A 24242-nucleotide genomic window follows, 5' to 3' on the forward strand; every position below is an offset into this window, starting at 1 on the left:
TATTAAAAGTTTAGAGGCTTAATTACGCGGCATGGATTTCCACCCGCAATTACATTATCTGGAATTGACGTAGTAACAACAGACCCATGCGCAATAACTGAATTCTCACCTATAATTACTCCCTTTAAGACAGAAACATTTGAACCAATAAAAACATTTTTTTTTATTAGTACGCTCGCAGTATTTATATTACCACCAATCCTCTTCAAAGGATTTAAATCATGAAAATCTGTATCAAATGCTATAAATCCAAAGCCTATAAGTGTATTATCCCCAATTTCTATACCATCACCTTCACTAATGATACATGCATTATTATTAATCCAAACTCCATCTCCAATTTTTATTACAGAATTTATTCTTCTTGCTTCTAAATGTATATAAGATGAGTAAATTTGAGGTGACGGATTAACTCCCAAATTGACTTTCCCATTAAAGATTATCCTGCCCAATCCATTCAATAATGCTGGACTATTATAAATTGGTTTTCCATTAATCCTATTACAAGTTGATAACAACTTATATTTTTGAATACGAAAAAAAATATAAAAGTCAACAACAAAAATGCGATGGCACCTTCTCTTAATTTTTGAATATAATTCAATATTCATTTAAAAGACGTATTATCTTATCAACTTCTGTTGATAGTATTAATGAATTTAAAGGCAAACTAATTACAGTATTATGAATTAATTCAGAAATTGGAAACCTCAAAGAATTCCATTCTTTGTAAGCTTCCTGATGATGAGGGGGAATTGGATAATGGATAACTGTTTGAACGCCATTATTTGTCAAATAATTTTGCAAAGCTTCTCTGTTTTCTGTTCGTATAACAAACAAATGCCAAACATGAGCCATAGCATTAACAACATTTGGCAAAATAATTTTTGGATTAACTATTTCTTTAATATATCTATTTGCAATTTTCCTTTTTATCTCAGTTTCAGCATCTAGATTATTCAATTTTACATCTAATAAAGCTGCTTGTAATTCATCTAAACGACTATTAATTCCTTTGTATAAATTTTGATATTTAACATGGGAACCATAATTTAAAAGAGCTCGAATACATACTACCAGATCTTGATCATTTGTTGTTATGGCTCCAGCATCACCCAAAGCACCTAAATTCTTGCCTGGATAAAAGCTAAACCCTGATGCATTACCCCAACTTCCAGCTTTTTTGTTGTTTAAAATTGCGCCATGAGCTTGGGCACAGTCTTCTATTACTTTCAAATTGTACTTATTTGCGATAGCAATAATACCTGGCATATCACATAATTGACCATATAAATGAACTGGTAATATAGCCTTAGTTTTTGAAGTAATTTTAGATTCTACCAATAGAGGATCAATATTATATGTTTCTAAATTTGGCTCTACCAATACTGGAATCAAATTATTTGCAGAAATTGCTAAAATACTTGCAATATAGGTGTTTGATGGAACAAGAATTTCGTCTCCATCATGAAATATTCCCATTTCTTTATAAGCTCTAATGATAAGAATAAGAGCATCTAATCCGTTTGCAACGCCAATAGCATGGTCAACACCACAATAGGCAGCAAAATTTGCTTCGAACTGTTTTAATTCAGTACCCATTATATACCATCCAGAATCTAAAACACGAGAAAAAGCTTGTTTAAGCTCTTCTTTATATTGCGCATTTATCTTTTGTAAATCTAAAAATTTTATCATTTATTTTAGTATCAATTCGTTTTCAAAAAATTCATATTCCAGCCCGGTTGATTTAGATTTTAAATCCATATCTAATATTTCACCTGATTTTGTTACAAATCCCTTTTGATTAGCAGGATTTCCATACCATAGGGTATGAGGCTGAACATCTTTCGTTAATACCGTGCCTGCTCCTAACATAGCATATTCACCTATTACAACACCAGCTACAATAGTTGAATTTGCTCCTATTGATGCTCCCCTACAAATTTTAATTTTATAATACTCGGAAAGATGTTGTTTTGATCTTGGATATAAATCATTAGTAAATGTTACATTAGGACCAATAAAAACATTTTCTTCAATTGTTACGCCATCCCAAATTTGAACACCTGGTTTAACTGTTACATTATCACCTATAACAACTTGATTCTCTATAAAAACATTGCAATTTATATTACAATTTTTTCCAATCTTAGCATTTTTTAAGACCACACAAAATTGCCAAATAGTTGTTCCTTCTCCTATATTTTTAGATTGAACATCTGCTAACTTATGAATCATACCATTTGAAATTTTAAAAAATCTTCATAATCTCTTATATAATCACTCTCATCGTATTCATGAGATGCAAAAACTAAACATATACTCCCAGAAGAAAAATTAATTTCAGAAGCCCAAATACCTGGAGGGATATGCAATCCAATATCTGGCCTATTCAATAATACTTGCCTTTTTGTTTTACCATCATCCAACAATACTTCAAAAGAACCACTAGTTGCGACTAAAAATTGATGACATTGTTTATGAGCATGAGCACCTCTAGATTCCCCCCCGGGGATATCATATAAATAAAATATTCTTTTTGTAGCAAATGGCAAATCAATATCATTATTAATAGCCGTAATGTGACCATTTCTGTCTCCAATTTGTTTTAAATACAAAAGGTTACATTCAAAAACACTATTTATGTTACTCATTCGATAATTTTTTTAAATACTCAAAATCTCTAATATAATCATCTTTAGAAAAAGCATCACTAGAAATATGTAATGCTAAAGAATTAGTTGAAAAATTCTCTATATGTCTCCAAGTTTTTGCAGGCAAATACAATCCGTAATAACTTCGATTTAAAGAATATTTTTCAACACTACCATCTAAATTAGTTATCACAACATCAAAACTCCCGCTAAGAGCTATAATTATTTCTTCTTGTTTATGATAAGCGTGTCCCCCTCTAATTTCTCCACCTGGAACATCATAAGTCCAAAATGTTCTTTCAATTTCAAAAGGTATTTGATTTGGATATTGCAGAAAAGTGAGATTTCCTCTAGGATCAGTAATTTTTGGTAAATTTATAATTTTTGTCATGAATATTTAATTATAGTTTACCATCCACATTATTACCCAAAATTCCTTTAACATCATATAAAATGCTATTCTCTTTTTGTAACGAAACCAAATCTAGTTCTAAAAATTTTTTGTGAGCTACTCCTAATATAATAGTATCAAATTTAGTTTTCGGTAAATCTGATTTCATCACTAAATTATATTCATGCATAACTTCTGCCGGGCTAGCCATGGGGTCATGAATTGTAACTTCAATACCATAATCTTTTAAGGCATTAACTACGTCAACTATTTTTGTATTACGCACATCGGGACAATTTTCTTTAAATGTTATTCCTAACATTAACAAATTAGAATCTTTAACAGCAATGCCTTTTTTAATCATAAGTTTAACAACCTGTGATGCTACATATTCTCCCATACTATCATTTAGTCTTCTACCTGCCAAAATTATTTCAGGATGATAACCAAATTCCTGAGCTCGCTGAGCCAAATAGTAAGGATCAACCCCAATACAATGCCCTCCTACCAATCCTGGTTTAAATGGCAAAAAATTCCATTTAGTCCCTGCAGCTTCAAGTACCGCATTAGTATCTATATTCATTAAATTGAATATTTTGGCCAATTCATTGACAAAGGCAATATTTATATCTCTCTGAGAATTTTCAATTACCTTCGCTGCTTCTGCAACTTTAATAGAAGGTGCCAAATGCGTTCCTGCAGTAATTACACTTTTATATAGTTCATCTACTACAATACCTATTTGAGGATTAGATCCAGAAGTAACTTTTAATATTTTCTCAACTGTATGTTCTTTGTCACCGGGATTAATTCGCTCAGGTGAGTAACCCGCAAAAAAATCAACATTAAATTTTAAACCAGAAATTTTTTCAAGAACAGGAATGCATTCCTCCTCTGTGACACCAGGATAAACAGTAGATTCATAAATTACAATGTCATCTTTTTTAAGAACTTTCCCAACTGTTTCACTTGCTTTGTAAAGAGGGGTTAAATCTGGTCTGTTATTTTTATCAACAGGGGTAGGAACAGTAACTATAAATACATTACATTCTTTTAAAATATCTAAATTGTCTGTACAATAAAGCCCCATTTCACTTGAATGTCTATCAACTAGAACTTTTTTTAATATTTCATCTTCAACTTCCAATGTGCTATCATGGCCACCATTCAGTTCAGATATTCTATTTACATTAATATCAAAGCCTATTGTAGAATATTTAGTAGCGAATAATCTAGCTAAAGGTAGTCCAACATAACCAAGTCCAATTATGGCAATTTTTTTCATATCAATTTTCTGTTATTCAGAATTCAAATTATTAAATTAATCGTAATTTTTATTATTTTAAATTATCATAATACCATGCAACAGCTTCCTTTAAGCCATCTTGAATCGAGAATTTTGGCTTATAACCTAACAAGTTTTCCGCTTTAGCTATACTAGCTAGAGAATGTGGAATATCTCCAGCTCTACTAGGTCCATAGATCACTTCAATATTAGCAATTTTAGGATCATAAACAGAGAGGTATTCCTTCAGCAATTCAACTAGTTGCGTTAATGTAGTCCTATCACCGTAAGCCACATTATAAACAGTATTAATAGCTTCTAGATTTTCACTTGTCATCGCTAATTCATTCATCTGAATAACGTTGTCAATATATGTAAAATCTCTCGAATAGTTACCGTCTCCATTAATAACAGGACTTTCATAATTCATAAATTGCATAACAAATTTAGGAATGACAGCTGCGTATGCTCCATTTGGATCTTGTTTTCTACCGAACACATTAAAATATCTTAACCCAATAGTTTCTAAACCATATGTCTTACTAAAAATATCTGCATACAATTCATTAACATACTTAGTTATTGCATATGGTGAAAGAGGTCTTCCTATAACATCCTCTACCTTGGGTAATCCTTGAGAATCTCCATATGTTGATGAACTTGCCGCATACACAAAACGTTTTACTTTTGCATCTCTGGAAGCCGTTAACATATTCAAAAAACCAGTTACATTAACATCATTAGTAGTAATAGGATCATTAATAGACCTTGGAACAGAACCTAAGGCTGCTTGATGCAGAACATAATCAACTCCGACAACTGCTTTTTGACAATCTTTCAAATTTCTAATATCACCTTCTATCAAAGTATAATTTACATTTTCCAAAAAAGGTAAAATATTTGATCTGTGTCCAGTAGCAAAGTTATCCAAACAAACAACTTCATAATTTTTATTCAAAAAAAAGTCCGATAAATTAGACCCAATAAATCCCGCTCCTCCAGTAATTAATATTCTCATTATAATAAATCTTTTATTAAGCGTTTTAAAATTAAAAATACAACTATTAAAAATCCTGCAATAAAACCTCCTAAAATCATTCCCTTAAGTTTACCTAATTGTTCCTTGTACAAAGGCAAAATTGGGCTATCGATAACCTGAATTAGAGGAGTTTCTTTTCTCAAAGTGACTTTCGCAAGTTCCGACTGTTTTACTAACTCTGTTAAAATAGCCGTATTTGCCTGCACATCAACCTGTCTTCTAGCTGATGGTGCTCGACGTACATTTAGAGCAGGATTCAAATTGAAAGTATTATCATTAGCAACTGCTACTCCGGTAATAGCACCATTTAATTCATTTCTAACAGAATCAACTTGGCGTTCCAGCATAGCCATATTTGTACGAGCCTTTTTACTTTTAGTCTCAACATAAAACTTTCCAACTTCTTTAGTTAAAGCTTCACAAAAAAATTTAGAAAACAACTCGCTTGTAGAAGTAACATCCATTGTTATTATTGAAATTTTTTTATCTTTCTGTGCAACGGACAAGCTTGTCTTGCTTAAATTGGAATAAATTAATCCTATTATACTATCTTGATCTCGCGAAAATTTTCCCGGGTCAGCATTTGGTAAAAATTGTATAGAGGCAAATCTTGGCTTTTCAACCCATTTTTTTCTAAACTTCATATTCTGAATATACATTTCAACCAAAGAAATAATTTTCCCATCAACTTTAACAGGTGTCAACAATGCTTTTTGCACCATTTTTCTTGATTTAAATAACTCAGCTAAGTTACTCCCAGTAAATATTCCTCCGCCGCTACCTCCTAAATCTAAACCAAATGAGCTTGCTAATCCTAAAGCACCTCCTAACCCCCCAGCACCTCCTTTTTCATCTTCAACAGCAAATGTCAATGATGCTGTATATATCGGCTTTTTTACAAATGAATAAGTCAATCCCAATAGGCAACCAATTATTCCAGCAACCACAATAATCTTCCATTTTGAAAGCAAATAGACGCACCAACTCTTTATTTGTTGTACAAATTCTTTGATTGAAATTTCTTCTGATTCGATAATTTTATTATCCATGAAATTTTTTATTTAAATGCTGTAACAATTAGTAATGCCAAACTGGAAACTACACTACCGATTCCGACCCACTCTCCTGCTGTCATTTTCTTAGATTGCGGCTTTTCAGGAACAACAATTTGAGAATCAGGTTCAACAGTAGGATATGATCTAAAAAATAAAAATGAAGTAGTTACGGCTGCTTTTCCATTTGGATAAATAATATAGGCTTTTTTCTTCCATCCTTTATTATCAACCCCCCCAACCGAGTTTAGATAGTACTTGAATCCCTTTCCTTTTCTATATGGAATTTCAGAAGTCAACAATACATTACCTGTTACTTTAACACCTTCATTATAAATCGCTACTTCAATTTCATCACCAGGAAATAGAGTAACATTCGAATAATGATTTTTATCTTTTACAATTTTTTCCCAATTTACAGGAATGGTGGCAAATTTTAATTCATCCCTAAGTTTTTTAGATAATTTAGAATTAAGTGTATCCTTTTGTTTTACATCCAATTCTTTTCCGTCTTCGGTAATTTGTTTTTTATCAAGATTAAGATTTACACTTTCTAATTGTTCAATTTGCTCATCTTTAATTGGCCTTTTAATCTTCATACCGTCCAAGTTAGCAATTGAAGTCAATCCACCTGCTCTCATGACAACATTGTAAACGGTTTCTTTTTTATTAGCCAAAACATATTTTCCTGGATAAGTAACAGCGCCACTAACCTTTACCATTTCAGGCTTTTCGTAAACCGCCATTTTTCTTATGTTAATGACATCAAAAGGCTTTAATACAAAATTCTTAATCTGTTCATTATTATTTGCTGTAATTTCAAGTTCAACCAGTTCAATTCTTTTTGGGTCTGCATCATCAATTACATCTGACTTTACCATTCTGGCAATTTCAACTCTTTTTGATGCTGAGCCTGTCAAACCTCCAACCTGAACGACCAAGTCATTCAACGTTAAATTTTCAAAATACTCATACTCTCCAGGATTTTTGACTTCCCCATCAATCGTTACCTTGTATTCTTCTCTAAATTCTAGAATCGAATACACTGTAATAATATCTTCTCTTTTAAGTTCTATATCAGCATTTAAATCACCTGACAAGGCAGCAGTTAAATCCACATTTACAATCTCCGTTGTTAGATCTGTCTTCAAACGAATAATTCTCGCTCTTTTGGTATACGCATCTTCCTTAAGTCCCTCAGCCCTAGTCACAAGATCAGAAATTCTCATTCCTTCATTGTACGAGTAATAATCCGGTCTAAAAACTGCGCCTTCAATTTTAATACGATTTTCAAATCGATTTAAGATCTTTGTAACCTTGAATACGTCTCCAGATTGCGGAACATAAGATCCATATTCACTTTCATTAATATCATGAACCTTAAACTCTTTTCCTGTTTTCTGCAAAACATTCACCGAGGCAGTATAAGCGAACTCATTAAAGCCAGACGCAAAAGTTAGAAGATCGGAAAATTTTTCGCCTTTTTTCATTTCAAAAATCCCTGGTCTCTTTACTTCTCCTTCAACAGTCACCCTTTGAGTATAAGCTGGAATTCTGATAACGTCATTATCCTTCAAACTGACATTATCAGACTGATCGCCTTTTACTAAAAACTTATAAATATCGACATTTCTATAAACTCTATTATTACGGATTAATTCTATATTTCTGTAACTGCCATTTTTACCTGGACCTCCTGCCAAATGCAATGCATTATAAACGGAAGCGAGAGAGGAGATAGAATAATTACCAGGTTGCTTTCCTCCTACTATTGTTACTTTAATTGTTCTAATATCGCTTAAGCTAACACTAATCTGAGATTGTCCAGATCTAACCGTACTATAAACTCTTGCAATTGCAGCTTTAATTTTTTGTGAAGCAGCTTCTATTGACATTCCAGCCACTGCTATCTGCCCAACATTCTGAATGGTAATCTTACCTTCGAAGTTTACCGGGACAGTATCGTCAAACTGTTGGACACCATATACACTAACTTCTAATTTATCCCCTGGTCCCAAAATATAATTTACAGGTGTTGCCATTTTCAAATCTGGTTCAAAATTTAAAGTGGGATTATCAAATAATTCGGATCCAAAAATCAAAGCGTTTAGTGAATCTTTCACTTTATCATTTTTAATTTTTTCCTGTTTTCTTCCAAAATCAAGATCCTTATCTTCTGTTTTTGTTTTATTGTCTTTATTTTTATCTTTCGAACCATCTTTTGAATTTTTCTTATCGAATTCAGTAAGTTTCACTTTCAACTTATTAAATTCAGTCTGATTCATCCCTTTGGATAAAGCCATAGATTCCACCTGATCAATTGTAGCATTATTGCTCTTTAACTGAGCACTAATTTTAGCCAAATCATCGTCTGACAAATAATCTACCTTTACTGTACTCAAATCTTTTGATTTAAGAATATCCTGAGCACTTGCATTAAAAGATACAAGTAAAGTAAAAAACAAAGTAAGAACGTATATTATCTTTTTCATATTTAAACTAGATTTTAACCGCTTGGTTTAAAAAAAATTATTTATTGTTTAAGAGTATTGTTTTTGATAGTAATCCTTATAAGAACCAGAAGTTACATTTTGTAGCCATTCTTCGTTATTCAAATACCAATTAATTGTTTTTTCTAAACCTTCTTCAAAAGTAACAGATGGTTTCCATCCTAATTCTGTATTAATTTTTGAAGCATCAATGGCATAACGTAAATCATGTCCCGGTCGGTCTTTCACATAAGTAATCAATTCTTGCGAAGCTCCTTCATTTCTACCTAATTTCTGATCCATAATTTGGCACAATAACTTGACTAAATCTATGTTCTTCCATTCGTTAAAACCTCCAATGTTGTAGGTTTCATGATTTTTTCCTTCATGAAAAACTAAATCTATTGCAATCGCATGATCTTCCACAAAAAGCCAATCGCGCGTATAATTGCCATCTCCATAAACAGGCAAAGGCTTATTATTGATAATATTATTTATAAAAAGAGGAATTAATTTTTCTGGAAAATGATACGACCCATAGTTGTTAGAACAATTCGTCAAAACATAAGGCAGGCCATAAGTCTCTCCGTAGGCTCTTACAAAATGATCAGAGCTTGCTTTAGAAGCTGAATACGGAGAATTAGGATCGTAAGAAGTTGTTTCTGTAAAAAGTCCTTCAGCTCCTAATGAACCATAAACTTCGTCCGTACTGATATGATAAAAACGTTTACCTTCAAAATTATCTTTCCACTGATTTTTTGCAGCGTTTAGTAAATTCATTGTTCCGATCACATTTGTTTTCACAAAGGCTAATGGATCTTCAATTGATCGATCAACATGTGATTCCGCAGCTAAATGCAAAACACCATCGAAATTATGAAGGGAGAAAAGTTCATTTATAAAAGTTTCATCTACGATATCTCCTTTTATAAATGTATAATTAGGTTTATCCTCAATATCTTTAATATTCTCAAGATTTCCGGCATAAGTCAAAGCGTCTAAATTAAAGATTTGATATTTTGGATATTTATTCACAAAACGTCTCACTACGTGTGAACCAATAAAACCAGCCCCACCGGTTACAAGAATTTTCTTCATTTTACTTTCCAATTAATTTAACAATTCTGAATTTTGTCTTTCTAATTCACAATATAAATCTTTTACATCTTGCGAATTTTCCTTTTGAAGGATTAGATTCGCAGTACTCGTATAGACAAAAATTGTATTTCTCAATCCCAAAAATGCAGTATATTTTTCAGTCCCAATAACCATGTTTCCGTTATCATCTATAGAATGACCTCTAGAAACTAAATAATCGTAAACCGATTCAAACGACCCTAAATCAGACCATGAGAATGCCGCAGGAACTACTTTTATTTTCTTACTGCGTTCCATCACCGCATAATCGATACTTATTGACGGGATTTCTAATGATAAACTTAAATCTAAAAATCCTTCTTTGTTTACTTCCCAAACAGCTTTGGACTTTTCAAAAACATCGGGTTGATATTGTTTTAATTCTTCTAATAAAACTCCCGCCTTAAAACAAAACATACCACTATTCCATAAAAAATTTCCTCTTGCTATGAAATTTTTAGCGGTTGTCTCGTTTGGCTTTTCACGAAATGAAATCACTTCATCACCTCTTGATTCAATGTAGCCATATCCTGTTTCGGGCTTAGTTGGAATGATACCAAAAGTTACTATAAAACCTTCTTTTGCTTTTACGACAGCTTCATTTATAGCCTTATTATAATCTTCCATCTTTTCAATAATATGATCCGAAGGTGTTATAATTAAAATATCATCGGGATCAGAAGCAAATGCAGCAAAAGCAATTGCAGCAGCAGTATTACGAGGAGTCGATTCAACAATATTAACATAAGCCTTTTTGGACTTATCCATCACTTTCGCACTAAGAACATGATTATCAACATTCCCAACCACCATAACTTTATCTGCTAAATGACTATTGCGATCTACAGTCATTTCAAATAAAGACTTCCCTTCAAACATTTCCAAATATTGCTTTGGCTGACTTTTCCTTGAAAGGGGCCACAATCTGCTGCCAACTCCTCCGGTCAAGATCACATGTATGATTGAATTACTTGTTTTCATTTTTCTTTAAATAAAAAAAAGCCTATACTATAACCTATTATCGGCTAAAGTACCTAGGACTCCCTTTACATCATATAATAAACTATTTTCTTTTTGCAATTCTGAAAAATCCAATTTCAAAAATTCTTTATGTGCTACTCCAAGTACAATAGCATCAAATTTTTCATTTGGAACAGAATTAATAGTTTCTAGTTTGTATTCTTTTCTAACTTCTTCTATATTAGCCAAAGGATCGTATAATGTAACAGCAATTCCATACTCTTTTAAAGCTTTGATTACATCAACAATTTTTGTATTTCTAACGTCCGGGCAGTTTTCTTTAAACGTAATTCCTAACATCAAGAGATTTGCTCCATTAACAGAAATTCCTTTTCTAATCATCAATTTTACTACCTGAGAAGCCACATACTCTCCCATACTGTCATTCAAACGTCGTCCTGCCAAAATTATTTCAGGATGATACCCAAATTCCTGAGCTCTTTGTGCTAAATAATAAGGATCTACACCAATACAGTGACCTCCAACCAATCCTGGTTTGAAAGGTAAAAAATTCCATTTTGTAGCAGCAGCATCTAATACTTCCTGCGTATCGATATTCATTAAATTGAATATCTTAGCTAGTTCATTTACAAAAGCTATATTAATATCCCGTTGAGAATTTTCTATAACTTTTGCAGCTTCAGCTACTTTTATTGAAGGTGCCAAATGTGTTCCGGCAGTAATTACAGATTTATAAAGTGTATCCACTTTTATTCCAATCTCTGGAGTTGATCCTGAAGTTACTTTCAAGATCTTCTCAACAGTGTGCTCTTTATCTCCCGGATTTATTCTCTCAGGGGAATACCCTGCAAAAAAATCTTTATTAAATGTCAATCCTGAAAATTTTTCCAGAACTGGTACACATTGTTCTTCCGTTACTCCCGGATATACTGTTGACTCGTAAATTACAATATCTCCCTTTTTTAATATCTCACCAACTGATTCACTCGACTTATACAATGGAGTTAAATCAGGACGATTATTTTTATCAACTGGGGTTGGAACGGTAATAATAAAATAGTTGCAATCTGCTATATCATTAAGTGAAGTAGTACAATATAGGCCAACCTGAGAATTAGACTTATCCACCAAAACTTTCTGTAAGGTCTCGTCATCTACTTCTAATGTAGTGTCTGTACCCAATTTTAGAGAAGAAACTCGTTCTTGATTTATATCAAAACCAACAACTGCATATTTAGTAGCAAATAATCTGGCTAAAGGCAAACCAACATAACCTAAACCAATAACAGCTATTTTTATGTTTCCATCCAACATGTATTCCTTTTTATCCATTTCAGTCATTTCAATTCACGGCTTCGCCCTTCTGAATCACATTTTTTTGACACAGATACCCCAAAATCATTTTCGGCAAATATAGTATAATAACTCAATTTAATCAATACGGTTTCCCGTATTACTTAAAAAATAGACTATTAAAAAAAACCTAACCCAATAACCACCTCTCAATCAGTATGCAAAAAATCACATTATAAAAAAAACAGAGAAATAAAATCTTAAACTAAAGAATTTTACCCTCTGTTTTAACTGAAATTGTAAAACTATAACTAAATTATTTGTATTTTATTTTAAGTACACATCCCAAAGATTCTAAAACCAATATATAATGTGTATTTGAAACTTCCTGAACAATCGCTTCCTGATTACTGAAAACTCCTGCTTCTATTTTTATCCGATCTCCAGCCTGAATTGAAGTCACTGATATATCACTTATGTTTGGAGCCTTAAGACTTCCTTTTATACTATTAATTTCTTCATCACGAACAATTGCAGGTTTACCCAGCCAAAACAAATAGCGCACTACTCCTGCTATCTGAAAAACGGAATTACGATCAATATCTTTCAATTGAACAAATACGTATGAATTAAAAAGAGGAACTTCAATTTTCTTCTTCCTATCTGACCATTCTTTCACCTGAGTGATTAGCGGGCAATAACACTCAATACCTATTTGACTCAGTCTGTCCGCAACTTTCTTCTCCCATTTAGGCTTCGTATAAACAACATACCAATTCATAATCTCCTTTTATAATGAATAAAATCCAACACCGTCTTTCTTCTTTTCTATCAAATTTTACTTCAATACCAATCTCAATTAGGAACCTATCCCATTATAAATAAAACCAATTGACTCCAGTTCTTTCGCATTTAAGATATTTCTTCCATCAAAAAGGAAAGCCGGCTTATGCATTGAATCATATATTCTTTGCCAGTCGTAAGTGGCAAACTCATCCCATTCTGTTAAAACAGCTATTGCGTGAGCATCTTTACAAGCATCATAAGCGTTATCAAACGTTACAACTCTGGCTTTGTTCTCTTCAATTGACCTCGTTTCCAAATAATTTAAATCGCTCTGTATTTTGTTTCCGGAAACTTTAGGATCATAAACAGCTATACTTGCCTGTTCATTAATCAAATCATCTGCCACATAAATTGCTGCAGATTCTCTGGTATCATTTGTATCTTTTTTGAATGCCCAGCCTAAAAAGGTAATTTTTTTATCCGCAACAGTGTTATACAGAGTCTGAACAATTTTATTCGAAAATCTTTTCTTCTGATGATCATTCATTATAATCACTTGCTCCCAATAATCGGCAACTTCGTTCAAACCATACGATTTTGCGATATATACCAAATTGAGAATATCTTTTTGAAAACAAGAGCCTCCAAAACCAACTGATGCTTTTAAAAATTTAGGCCCTATCCTGCTATCCATTCCAATTGCACGAGCAACCTCATTAACATCAGCCCCTGTTTTTTCACACAATTCAGACATTGCATTTATAGACGAAATACGTTGTGCTAAAAAAGCATTGGCTGTTAATTTAGACAATTCTGACGACCAGACATTGGTGGTTAAGATTTTATCTTTGCTTACCCAGTTTGCATAAACATCAACTAAAGCATTTATTGCCACTTCACCTTCCGGTGTTGTATCCCCTCCGATCAGGATTCGATCAGGGTTTAACAAATCGGTAACAGCAGTTCCTTCGGCCAGAAATTCCGGATTTGATAAAATCTGAAACTGTACTCCATTTCCGGTATTATCCAAAATGCTTTTTATTGCTTCGGCTGTACGTACTGGCAAAGTCGATTTCTCAACAACAATTTTATTTTGTTTCGCCACTTTTGCGATTTGTCTGGCACACAATTCAATATATTTTAAATCGGCAGCCATACCTTTCCCTTTTCCGTAGGTTTTAGTTGGTGTATTTACAGAAATAAAGATTACCTGAGCCTCATCAATAGCCTTTTCTACTTCTGTTGAAAAGAAAAGATTTCTCCCTCTTGCCTCAGCTACTATTTCTGAAAGTCCCGGTTCGTAAATCGGAATATTATTCGTATCAGGATCATTCCAGTCTTTAATTCTTTGCTCGTTCAAATCGACAACAGTCACTTGAATATGTGGACATTTTTGAGCAATTACTGCCATTGTTGGACCTCCAACATAACCTGCACCAATGCAACAAATTTTTGTAATTTTCATTTACTTTACTATTATCTTGATCCTTGTTTTTATTTTAAATTATTCCAATACCAGCTTACCGCCTCTTTTAAACCATCTTGTAAAGAATATTGTGGATCATACCCTAATACAGTCCTCGCTTTGTCGATACTTGCTAATGAATGCGGAATATCTCCCGCCCGATTGACTCCGTAAACAATTTCTACATCTCTAATTTTTGAATCAAATTCACTCAAATACTCTTTTAAATATCCGATCAAATCATTCAAAGAATTTCGATCACCAAAGGCTGTATTGTAAACTGTATTAATTGCAGCAGGATTTTGGCTTGTCATTGCCAATTCGTTCATCTGAATTACATTATCGATATAAGTAAAATCACGAGAATAATTCCCATCACCATTTATCACTGGGCTTTCATATTTCATGAGCTGCATTACAAACTTCGGAATTACAGCTGCATAGGCTCCATTAGGATCTTGTTTTCTTCCAAAAACATTAAAATATCGCAATCCAATAGTTTCTAATCCATATGTTTTACTAAAAATCTCAGCATACAATTCATTTACATACTTTGTGATCGCATATGGCGATAGCGGTTTACCTATAACTTCTTCGACCTTTGGCAATCCTTGAGAATCTCCATACGTTGATGAACTTGCCGCATATATAAACCTTTTAACTTTTGCATCACGGGCCGCTACTAACATATTTAAAAAGCCAGAAACATTTACGTCATTTGTTGTAATAGGATCATTAATTGATCTCGGAACTGAACCTAAAGCTGCCTGGTGCAAAACATAATCTACTTCTTCAACTGCCAAAACACAATCGGCTATATTTCGGATATCTCCTTCTATTAATCTAAAATCAGGATTTGAAATGAAATCCTTTAAATTATGACGATGACCTGTCGAAAAATTATCCAGACAAACCACTTTATGACCAAGTCCTAAAAAATACTCCGATAAATTTGATCCGATAAATCCAGCTCCACCTGTAATCAAAATTGTATGTTGTTTTGATGTACTCATTTACTTCCAATTATTTTTTATTGAATTTACTCAAAATGTTCTTCCAAACAGTAAGTTTTTTCTCTTCATCATGATAACCGTTTGCATAAGCACCATACCCGTATCCGTAAGCGGCTCCATATTTTGCCTTATTCTCATAACCATTTAATACAATGCTGGCATTATTCAACTCCCCTCTTTTAACTCTGGTGTTTAGCAATGTAATCATATCCTTTTTGGTATAATTTTGCCTTACTATATAAAGAGTTACATCGGCAAATTGTGCAAGTTCTAACGCATCCGAAACTAACCCGACCGGAGGTGTATCCAGAATAATATAATCATATTTTTGCTTCAGCTCTAAGATCATCTCTCTCATCGCATCACTCAAAATTAGCTCTGATGGATTTGGCGGAATCGGTCCCGAAAGAATAACATCCAGATTTGGAATCTGCGTCTGGTTTGTAATTTCATCTAAACTATTTTGTTTAATGAGATAATTCACAACACCTATTTGATTCTTCAAATTAAATTCATCAGCCAGTCTGGGTTTTCTCAAATCCAAACCAAGAATTACAGTTTTCTTTTCACTTAAAGCAAATACTGTCGCGATATTGATCGAACAAAAGGTCTTCCCTTCACCACTTATGGACGAGGTAATCATTAACGTTTTTGAACCACTTACCTGTTGCTTTTTATACAAAAACTGCAACGAAGAACGAATAGCCCTAAACGCTTCAGACAATGCTGATTTTGGTTTGTCAAATACTGCCAAACTCAACGAATTCTTGTTTACACCTATAATACCAATTAATGGTATTTGGGTCAATTTGCTAACATCTTCAGTATTCTGAATTGAATTATTTACAAAGAAAACCCCAAAAACGAACAACAAAGGAATTAATGTACCCAAAAATAGGGCCAACACATAATTCACGGAAGTTTTCGGGCCAATTAATCCTCCTCCGATATCTTTTGCAGGATCAATAAAATGAATATCTGATAAATTTGATGCTTTAACGATTTCAGCTTCATTTCTTTTCTTGAGAAATTCAGTATAAATATTATCACTTAAATCATATTTTCTCTGAATCTTCAACAACTCTTGTTGTTCTTCCGGAAGTTTTTTTACTGTACTTTCTGCTTGACCTATTTTAGCATTGACCATAGCTAAATCTGTCAATAGAGATGCTTTTGCAGAAGCTATGTTTTCTAATAAAACACTTTTTATAGCTTGCATTTGATTGTCAAAATCCTTAAAAATCTTATCACTTTTTACTGCATAAGCCATTTCTGATCTTTGTGTAGAAAGAGCAATAAGTTTCGACACATTCACAACAACATTTGGATCTTCAATCCCTGCTACCGTAGGGGCCGGTAATCTTGAATAGTCGTTGCTATTATTTAAATATGACTTTAACGAATTATAATAAGCAATCTTTCTTGCAACCTGATCTTTTTCAACATCAAAATCCATTATTTTATCCGAAACCTTAGCTCCTCCTCCTTCGATTTCATAGATATTTTTATCTTTTCTGAACGATTTCAACTCATTACCTGTTTGCTTCAATTGCATTTCCATAGCAATAAGAGTACTATCGATAAATCGGATGGTATTTGTCGCAAACTGATTTTTCCCGTCAAGCTGAATTTTGATTAACATTTTTACTGTCGAATTCAAATATTCGACCATTCTGGCTTTATTCGTCCCTTGCATTCCAAGAGTCAGGATTGAACCGCCTTTATCATCAGAATCAACACTTACTCCTCTATAACGTGATACTGTTCCGTCAAAATCATTAAATCGAACGAAATACTCGTTTCCGGTATAAAAACCCGGATTATCATTTATCTGTAAACTCCAATTTAAGAAAGGAAGTCCAACTTGTTCTCCTACTTTGCATCTTCTTGTATATTCTTTGGGCTGAATAGCAGTATTACTATAAGTATTATTGGAGTAAGTAAGTAATGATGCCGAATTACCTTCAAACGGAATTCTAATTTCATATTCATTCGGACTCAAAAACTTAATACCAATCAATGTATTAGCAAGCTGTCCTTTTGTCTTGTCAATTTTCACATAAAAAGGAACCGCACCATAAGAGTCAACTAAATTGTATTTTCCCTGAACAAGATAATCGATATAAAACTGTAATTTATCTATAACTAACTCGTTGTGTGATCTGGATTGTATGACCGTTGTTATTCCATTTACCTGATCTGAAACGCCACCCCAATTAAAAACTAAACTTGTATTGGATGTAAAAAAAGGGTTTCTTTCTTCCTTAATTGAAACCATAGTCTGCATCCCGTAAATTTTTTCTTTACGAATGTTTACCTGATAAGCAATAGCAAAAGCAATTATCAAACTAACTAAAAATAACTTCCAATAACTGGCTATTTTCAGCAAGAATCCTTTAAAATCAAAATTTGAGTGATTTTCAAAAATGGAAAAATCTTTTATATCTAACATCTTTTGAATTTAATTTTAGTTTTTAAGCAATAAAAACACTGTTGTTGCCAAAGACAAAACCGTAATAATTGTTGTGATAGACTCTATCCCGGTTTTTCCTGTTCCCCAAGATTTTTGTTTGACTGGTTTTACATAAATATAATCATTAGGCTGCAGATAATAATAAGGCGATTTCATCACGTTTATATCCGTCAGATCTATATCTTGCATTTGCACACCCGTTGGCGATTGACGAATTACAGTTACCGCCTTTCTATTACCTGTAATAGTAATATCTCCTGCGTTTGCAATAGCCTCCATAATATTTACATGTTCCTGAAACAACGTTTTTGTTCCGGTGCTTCCAACTTCTCCATTTATGGTATATCTAAAGCCGGCTAATTTTACGATAACAAAAATATTAGCTTCGCTTTTAAAATATTCTTCCAGTAATTTTTTTTCAATTCGAACACGGACTTCTTCAAGCGTATATCCAATAACGTTAATTTCACCTAAAATCGGCATTCTGATATTACCATGATCGTCAACAGTAAAACCATTAAAATACGAACCAGATTCCGATTTCGCTGTGCCGGAAGAAGCGCTATCTGTAGTACTAAAAATTGAAACTAGCTTAGAGTCAATTGCTTTTATATCAATGCTTAAAACATCATTCACCTGTAATCTGTAAGGCTTGGACTCCACAGCAACAATATTATTTTGCTCTCCGGAATTATTTTTATCCTGCAAATAAATTAGGTCTTTAACAGGAATGCAAGATGTAAATAGTATGCTAATTGATAACAGTAAATAAAAGCCGTTTTTTGTCATTAGTTAAATTTTATCGCAAATATAGCTTTTCCTTTAATCTTCAGAAAATCTAAGTGTTATTTGAGCTTATTTAGTTGTTTTTGAAAGTTTTTTCGAATGGAACCCGATGCAAAATACTTCGTCCAAGCGTAATTTCGTCTGCATACTCCAATTCATCTCCTACCGAAATTCCTCTAGCAATTGTAGAAATTATAATTTCTGATTCAGCAATTTGCTTATAAATATAGAAATTAGTGGTATCTCCCTCCATTGTTGAACTGAGTGCAAAAATAATCTCTGTAACCTTTCCGGCTTTTACCTTCTCAACCAGGCTTGAAACATTTAACTGACTGGGACCAACTCCCTCAATTGGAGAAATCTTCCCTCCCAGCACATGATAAATTCCCTTGTACTGACCTGTATTTTCAATCGCCATCACGTCACGAATATCCTCAACAACACAAATCGTTTGATGATTACGTGATAAATTGGCGCAAATTTCGCAGACTTTTGTATCTGAAATGTTATGACAATTTTCGCAAAATTTAATATTCTCACGCATATTCAATAGCGCCTGAGATAAAAAACCAGTTTGTTCTTTGGGCTGTTTTAACAAATGCAGAACTAATCGCAATGCCGTACGTTTACCAATTCCAGGCAACTGAGACATTTCGCTAACTGCTTTTTCTATTAATTTTGATGAAAATTCCATGACGACAAAAATAATACATTAATATTTCTTTTCAGATTCGATTAAAATTGAGTTTCTCTATTTTTTCGAGCTCAAAAACAAACGAATTAGTACTGATTTGTAGCCAATAAAACCAAAGTACAGGCTACTTCTGCCTTAATATTATTCAATTCTAACAATTGGTAAAATTCGGGATTTTCTGAACCTGGATTAAAAACAACTCTTTTAGGCTGTGCTTCTATAATGTAATTGTAATAATCACGCTGACGAGCAGGATTCAAATACAAAGTTACGGTATCGATATTTTTCACGGGAATTGTTTTCGTATGTATCTTCACACCAGCAACTTCGCCTGTGTTCTGACCAATTGCCAAAACAGTATGTCCTTTTTCAACTAACATATTTATTGCTCTAAAAGCGTAACGTTCCGGTTTTGTAGTCGCACCAAGAACAAGGGTTTTCTTATTTTTCATTATTTTTAAATATACTGCAAAAGTAATCAAAAAGAATGAGCTTATTTCTAGCTTATCGATTTAGAATTAACTGCAATAAAAAACAATATCCGTGTACGATTTTATCCTGAAGTTTCAAAAAATGTCTATTTTTACCGCACTAACCTAAACACTATGGATTTATTCATTTATTTATTTGCCGCTCTTTTTTCCGTTTTGAACCCGATCGGAACAGTACCCATTTTTGTGGGCTTAACTCAACATGATTCTCAAAAAGAACGTTCACGGATTTCTCTTTGGACAGCGATAAATGTTGGAATCATTTTATTGGTTTCTTATTTTATCGGCCAATATGTTCTGACTTTTTTTGGAATAAGCATTGATGCTTTACGAATTGCTGGTGGAATTGTAATTGTAAATTCCGGTTTTTCTTTACTTTCAGGAAAATTCAATAAAAAACGAGGAATCAATAAAAAAATTGAAACTGATGCACAACAACGTAATGACATTGCATTAACACCCTTGGCAATACCAATGCTTGCAGGGCCGGGATCAATGTCTTTATTGATTGCTTTTTATCAGGAACACCACGGAATAAATGAAATTATAATTTCATGCTCAGCTATCTTGGCAATTGCATTTACTATTTTCGCTATCCTTAAAAGCGCCCATTATTTAGCCAGAATACTTGGTGCTTCAGGAATTGTAGCCATATCACGAATTGTTGGTTTTATCGTAATTTCAATTGGAATTCAATACATCGTTAGTTCTATCATCAATATCGTTAAAGGAAATTTGATGTAAGACCTACTTTACAACATCTAACAGAAAGGGGATAAAACAATGTTTTATCCCCTTTTTATATATTTAAAAGTTTTATTCTAACTTCTCGGCAAAAACACTTCAGCCATCATACATCTGGCACTTCCACCTCCGCAAGCCTCAATAGTATCTAAACTCGAACTTAAAATTTCAGCATGATTTTCTAACTGTGCAATTTGTTTTGGAGTCAGGCTCTGATGTGCAGATGCGCTCATCACAATATACTTCTTGTCGTCTGCCCCTCGAACTTCAAGCATGTTACCTGCAAAATTATTGACTTGTGCCTCTGTAATCAGGATAACTTCCTTTTTGTCTGCTTTTAGATTTTCAAGAACCATTTTACGTTCTTTTTTGTCATCAATACAATCTGCACAGATAACAGCAAAAGTTTCGCCCAAACACATCATTACATTCGTATGATAAATCAATTTACGTTCTCCATCAACAGTTTGAAAAGCTTCAAAAATAACAGGAGCATAATCAAAATCTTCACAGAATTCAATAAACAGCTCTTCGTCAGCACGAGGAGACAAAGCGCAGTACGCTTTTGCATTTGAGCGGTCCAAAAGCAAACTTCCCGTTCCCTCTAAGAAAAAGCCGTCTTCTTCTGCCGATGTATAATCGACTATATTAGCAATTTCGAAGCCTTTTTCTTCAAGTGTATCCAGAATATCTTCACGACGTTCCTGACGACGATTTTCTGCAAACATTGGATACAAAGCTACATCTCCATTTTCATGAAATGAAATCCAGTTATTTGGAAAAATACTGTCTGGGGTATCTGTTTCCAGCGTATCCTCAACAACAGTAACATCTACTCCAACTGCTCTAAGTTTCTCAACAAAGGCATCAAATTCCTGCTGTGCTTTTGCATTTACTGTACTAGGCAAAAGTCCGTCCAATACCTTTTGATAATAATTGTTCACTGCCGTTTGCTCATTCATTCTGAAAGCAACTGGCCGAATCATTACAATTGCATTTGTAGTTTGTTTCATTTTATATCTTTTTTTATTTCAAGTTTCAGATTTCATGTTAATTAAACATGTAACCTAAAACTCGAAACTTTTAATCTCTTATTAATGGCAAAGTTGAACATCTCAACAATCCCTCCTGTTTTGCAATTTCTGCGTACGGAATTTCTTCCACAATGAAACCATTAGAGCGCAACCAATTGTTCAAGCGGGTGAAATTTTTCTCAGAAACCACTACATTTTCATCAATCGAAAATACATTTGAGAACATATTATACATCTCATTCCTTTCAATATGAAATAAATTTTCCATTCCAAAAAGGTTTACCAAATACAAATAATCAGCTTCTTCACGGAAACCTCTCTTATAAATAATCCCTTTATCTTTTCCAACAGGCTGAAAACAACAATCCAGATGCAAAGCATTGTCACGAGCTTCCAATTTTGATTTCACCAAATCAAATTCTTTGACAATTTTATTCGGAAACGTTTTTTTTATAAAATCTACACCCTGCATATTGGTTCGTGCTGTAATGTAATCTTTATAATCACTTCCCTTATAAGTTCCAATAAAAACATGATCGTTCCACAACATGACATCACCTCCTTCAATATGAACTTCCTCTGGCGGACGAACTACTTTTAAAGGATCCATCTGATCGATTACATATTGAATAGCATCCAACTCGCGTTCTCTGTCCGGCAGAATATTTGATTTTACAAAAGTATCATCTATCACAAAACCTATATCCCTCGCAAAAATCTGATTGTAATTTTCAATCATTTCAGGACGATATACTTTTACATCATATTTTTGAAAAACAGCATTAAAAGCATCCATTTCGGCAACCATATCTTTTTCGATAGGATAAGTCCCTGCTTTAATATGTTCCAACGATTTAGGATCATAAGCTTCCTCTAAAGTTGGAGTTGGCCCATTATGAACTGCAGAACCCAAAACTACTGCCCGCAGCCTTGACGTTTCGTTCTTTATATTTAATTGCAACATAACTATATTGTATTTTGAGCAAAGATAAAAAAAGCTTCACAGTTAAGTGAAGCTTTAATTTTTTTTATTTGTTTGACTTAAACTCTCTCAACGGGTGTCCAGTGTAAATTTGTCTTGGTCGGCCAATTGGCTCCTTGTTCTCACGCATTTCTTTCCATTGCGCGATCCAGCCTGGTAATCTTCCGATAGCAAACATTACAGTAAACATATCTGTTGGGATCCCTAATGCTCTGTAGATAATTCCAGAGTAGAAGTCAACATTTGGATATAAATTTCTTGATTTGAAGTACTCATCTTCAAGAGCTGCTGCCTCTAATTTTTTAGCAATTTCCAAAATCGGATCTTCAACACCTAAAGTATCCATTACTTCTTTAGCTGCTTTTTTGATAATTTTTGCTCTCGGATCGAAGCTTTTGTAAACTCTATGACCAAATCCCATTAAACGGAAAGGATCGTTTTTATCTTTTGCTTTTGCTAAGAATTTTTCAGTATCTCCACCATCTTTGTTGATTTCTTCCAACATTTCAAGTACTGCCTGATTTGCACCTCCGTGTAGAGGCCCCCAAAGCGCAGAAACTCCTGCAGAAATAGAAGCAAATAAACCAGCGTGAGATGAACCTACCATCCTTACTGTAGACGTAGAACAATTTTGTTCGTGATCTGCATGAAGAATAAACAATTTATCTAATGCATCAATTACGATAGGACTAGCAGAGTAAGGCCCTGTAGGCAATTTAAACATTAATTGCATGAAATTTTCAACGTAACCAGTTGTATTATCATAATAATTCAACGGATACCCCATAGTCTTTCTATACGTCCATGTTGCGATTACAAGAAACTTACCCATTGTTTTACAAATGGCTTCGTACATTTCTTTCTCGTTTTCAACATTTACCGCTTTTGGATTAAATGCTGTTAAAGCACTAGTCAAAGCAGATAAAACTCCCATTGGGTGCGCTGTTTTTGGAAAACCATCAATGATATTTTTCATTTCTTCGTTTACCAAAGTATGTTTTTTGATACCATTTTCAAATTGCTCTAATTCCTTAGCTGTTGGCAATTCTCCAAAAATTAAAAGATAAGACACTTCTAAGAAGCTTGCTTTTTCAGCAACATCTTCAATTGAATATCCTCTGTAACGCAAAATACCTAATTCTCCGTCTAAGAAAGTGATTTCACTCTTACAAGAACCCGAATTTTTATATCCAGGGTCTAAGGTAATAATACCTGTTAAATCACGTAATTTGTTAATATCGATAGCTGATTCATTTTCACTCCCCGTGATTACCGGAAGTTCAATTTTTTGACCATCTACTTCTAATGTAGCTATTTTTGACATAATATATCGGAAATAAATCTTTAAAATAATAATTTATCAAATCTAAGGAATTTAAGACTAATTAAAAAAAGAATCCTGCTATGAATTTGTTAAAACTCCAAAAAAAAACCATCCGCGGCGGCGGAT

Annotated in this window: 23 protein-coding genes; 1 reads left to right on the forward strand and 22 read right to left on the reverse strand. The window is 33.3% G+C overall.

What is annotated here, in order from left to right; all coding sequences use genetic code 11:
* Nucleotides 1-2: 2 nt before the first annotated feature.
* The 19 genes from OGZ34_RS01620 to OGZ34_RS01710 all read right to left on the reverse strand — a co-directional run bounded on the left by OGZ34_RS01620 (nucleotide 3) and on the right by OGZ34_RS01710 (nucleotide 19993).
* Entirely contained in the window at nucleotides 3-611 is a 609-nt protein-coding gene (locus OGZ34_RS01620) for an acyltransferase (RefSeq protein WP_173967266.1), read from the reverse strand.
* Entirely contained in the window at nucleotides 601-1698 is a 1098-nt protein-coding gene (locus OGZ34_RS01625; RefSeq protein WP_173967265.1) for a DegT/DnrJ/EryC1/StrS family aminotransferase, read from the reverse strand. Before OGZ34_RS01625 ends, OGZ34_RS01620 begins: the two co-directional genes overlap by 11 nt.
* On the reverse strand, nucleotides 1699-2241 hold the full coding sequence (locus tag OGZ34_RS01630) for an acyltransferase (RefSeq protein ID WP_173967264.1): 543 nt from the start codon (nucleotides 2239-2241) through the stop codon (nucleotides 1699-1701). It lies immediately after the preceding gene.
* Nucleotides 2238-2657 (reverse strand): sugar 3,4-ketoisomerase, encoded by a 420-nt coding sequence (locus tag OGZ34_RS01635; RefSeq protein ID WP_173967263.1) that lies wholly within the window; start codon nucleotides 2655-2657, stop codon nucleotides 2238-2240. Before OGZ34_RS01635 ends, OGZ34_RS01630 begins: the two co-directional genes overlap by 4 nt.
* Nucleotides 2650-3048, reverse strand: coding sequence for a sugar 3,4-ketoisomerase (locus tag OGZ34_RS01640; protein WP_173967262.1), 399 nt, complete (start codon nucleotides 3046-3048; stop codon nucleotides 2650-2652). Before OGZ34_RS01640 ends, OGZ34_RS01635 begins: the two co-directional genes overlap by 8 nt.
* 10 nt (nucleotides 3049-3058) lie before the next feature.
* The gene (locus OGZ34_RS01645) at nucleotides 3059-4333 is read right to left on the reverse strand and encodes a nucleotide sugar dehydrogenase (protein WP_173967261.1); all 1275 of its coding nucleotides are present in this window, start codon (nucleotides 4331-4333) and stop codon (nucleotides 3059-3061) included.
* A gap of 52 nt (nucleotides 4334-4385) precedes the next feature.
* Nucleotides 4386-5351, reverse strand: a complete 966-nt coding sequence (locus tag OGZ34_RS01650; RefSeq protein ID WP_173967260.1) for an SDR family oxidoreductase — start codon at nucleotides 5349-5351, stop codon at nucleotides 4386-4388.
* On the reverse strand, nucleotides 5351-6421 hold the full coding sequence (locus tag OGZ34_RS01655) for a Wzz/FepE/Etk N-terminal domain-containing protein (protein WP_173967259.1): 1071 nt from the start codon (nucleotides 6419-6421) through the stop codon (nucleotides 5351-5353). The genes OGZ34_RS01650 and OGZ34_RS01655 overlap by 1 nt, the downstream gene beginning before the upstream one ends.
* Before the next feature lie 8 nt (nucleotides 6422-6429).
* Nucleotides 6430-8916, reverse strand: coding sequence for an SLBB domain-containing protein (locus OGZ34_RS01660; protein WP_263361959.1), 2487 nt, complete (start codon nucleotides 8914-8916; stop codon nucleotides 6430-6432).
* A gap of 48 nt (nucleotides 8917-8964) precedes the next feature.
* Complete coding sequence (rfbB, locus tag OGZ34_RS01665) at nucleotides 8965-10011, reverse strand: dTDP-glucose 4,6-dehydratase (protein ID WP_263361960.1); 1047 nt, start codon at nucleotides 10009-10011, stop codon at nucleotides 8965-8967.
* A gap of 12 nt (nucleotides 10012-10023) precedes the next feature.
* The gene (locus tag OGZ34_RS01670; protein WP_173967256.1) at nucleotides 10024-11031 is read right to left on the reverse strand and encodes a mannose-1-phosphate guanylyltransferase; all 1008 of its coding nucleotides are present in this window, start codon (nucleotides 11029-11031) and stop codon (nucleotides 10024-10026) included.
* Between the two features lie 27 nt (nucleotides 11032-11058).
* Complete coding sequence (locus tag OGZ34_RS01675; protein WP_263361961.1) at nucleotides 11059-12372, reverse strand: nucleotide sugar dehydrogenase; 1314 nt, start codon at nucleotides 12370-12372, stop codon at nucleotides 11059-11061.
* Nucleotides 12373-12640: 268 nt separating this feature from the next.
* Complete coding sequence (locus tag OGZ34_RS01680; RefSeq protein ID WP_173967254.1) at nucleotides 12641-13105, reverse strand: UpxY family transcription antiterminator; 465 nt, start codon at nucleotides 13103-13105, stop codon at nucleotides 12641-12643.
* 78 nt (nucleotides 13106-13183) lie between these two features.
* On the reverse strand, nucleotides 13184-14575 hold the full coding sequence (locus tag OGZ34_RS01685) for a UDP-glucose 6-dehydrogenase (protein ID WP_263361962.1): 1392 nt from the start codon (nucleotides 14573-14575) through the stop codon (nucleotides 13184-13186).
* A gap of 29 nt (nucleotides 14576-14604) precedes the next feature.
* Complete coding sequence (locus tag OGZ34_RS01690; protein ID WP_263361963.1) at nucleotides 14605-15588, reverse strand: SDR family oxidoreductase; 984 nt, start codon at nucleotides 15586-15588, stop codon at nucleotides 14605-14607.
* Between the two features lie 10 nt (nucleotides 15589-15598).
* Entirely contained in the window at nucleotides 15599-18040 is a 2442-nt protein-coding gene (locus tag OGZ34_RS01695) for a polysaccharide biosynthesis tyrosine autokinase (protein ID WP_263361964.1), read from the reverse strand.
* Nucleotides 18041-18055: 15 nt separating this feature from the next.
* Complete coding sequence (locus OGZ34_RS01700; RefSeq protein ID WP_173967250.1) at nucleotides 18056-18850, reverse strand: polysaccharide biosynthesis/export family protein; 795 nt, start codon at nucleotides 18848-18850, stop codon at nucleotides 18056-18058.
* Between the two features lie 70 nt (nucleotides 18851-18920).
* Nucleotides 18921-19541: a recombination mediator RecR gene (gene recR / locus OGZ34_RS01705; protein ID WP_263361965.1), complete on the reverse strand. Its 621-nt coding sequence runs from the start codon at nucleotides 19539-19541 to the stop codon at nucleotides 18921-18923.
* Nucleotides 19542-19627: 86 nt separating this feature from the next.
* On the reverse strand, nucleotides 19628-19993 hold the full coding sequence (locus OGZ34_RS01710) for a CoA-binding protein (RefSeq protein WP_173967248.1): 366 nt from the start codon (nucleotides 19991-19993) through the stop codon (nucleotides 19628-19630).
* Nucleotides 19994-20146: 153 nt separating this feature from the next.
* Here OGZ34_RS01710 and OGZ34_RS01715 point away from each other — a divergent pair, with 153 nt between their 5' ends.
* A complete protein-coding gene (locus OGZ34_RS01715) occupies nucleotides 20147-20776 on the forward strand; it encodes a MarC family protein (RefSeq protein WP_173967247.1) in 630 nt (209 codons plus the stop codon).
* Nucleotides 20777-20853: 77 nt separating this feature from the next.
* On the opposite strand, the gene ctlX is transcribed toward OGZ34_RS01715, so the two are convergent.
* The 3 genes from ctlX to OGZ34_RS01730 form a co-directional block, all read right to left on the reverse strand.
* Nucleotides 20854-21789: a citrulline utilization hydrolase CtlX gene (gene ctlX, locus OGZ34_RS01720; RefSeq protein WP_263361966.1), complete on the reverse strand. Its 936-nt coding sequence runs from the start codon at nucleotides 21787-21789 to the stop codon at nucleotides 20854-20856.
* A gap of 70 nt (nucleotides 21790-21859) precedes the next feature.
* Complete coding sequence (locus OGZ34_RS01725; protein WP_263361967.1) at nucleotides 21860-22774, reverse strand: dimethylarginine dimethylaminohydrolase family protein; 915 nt, start codon at nucleotides 22772-22774, stop codon at nucleotides 21860-21862.
* A 64-nt stretch (nucleotides 22775-22838) separates the two neighbouring features.
* Nucleotides 22839-24116 (reverse strand): citrate synthase, encoded by a 1278-nt coding sequence (locus OGZ34_RS01730; protein WP_173967244.1) that lies wholly within the window; start codon nucleotides 24114-24116, stop codon nucleotides 22839-22841.
* Between the last annotated feature and the right edge of the window lie 126 nt (nucleotides 24117-24242).

The sequence above is a fragment of the Flavobacterium collinsii genome (genome assembly GCF_946903285.1).
Classification (GTDB): Bacteria; Bacteroidota; Bacteroidia; order Flavobacteriales; family Flavobacteriaceae; genus Flavobacterium; species Flavobacterium collinsii.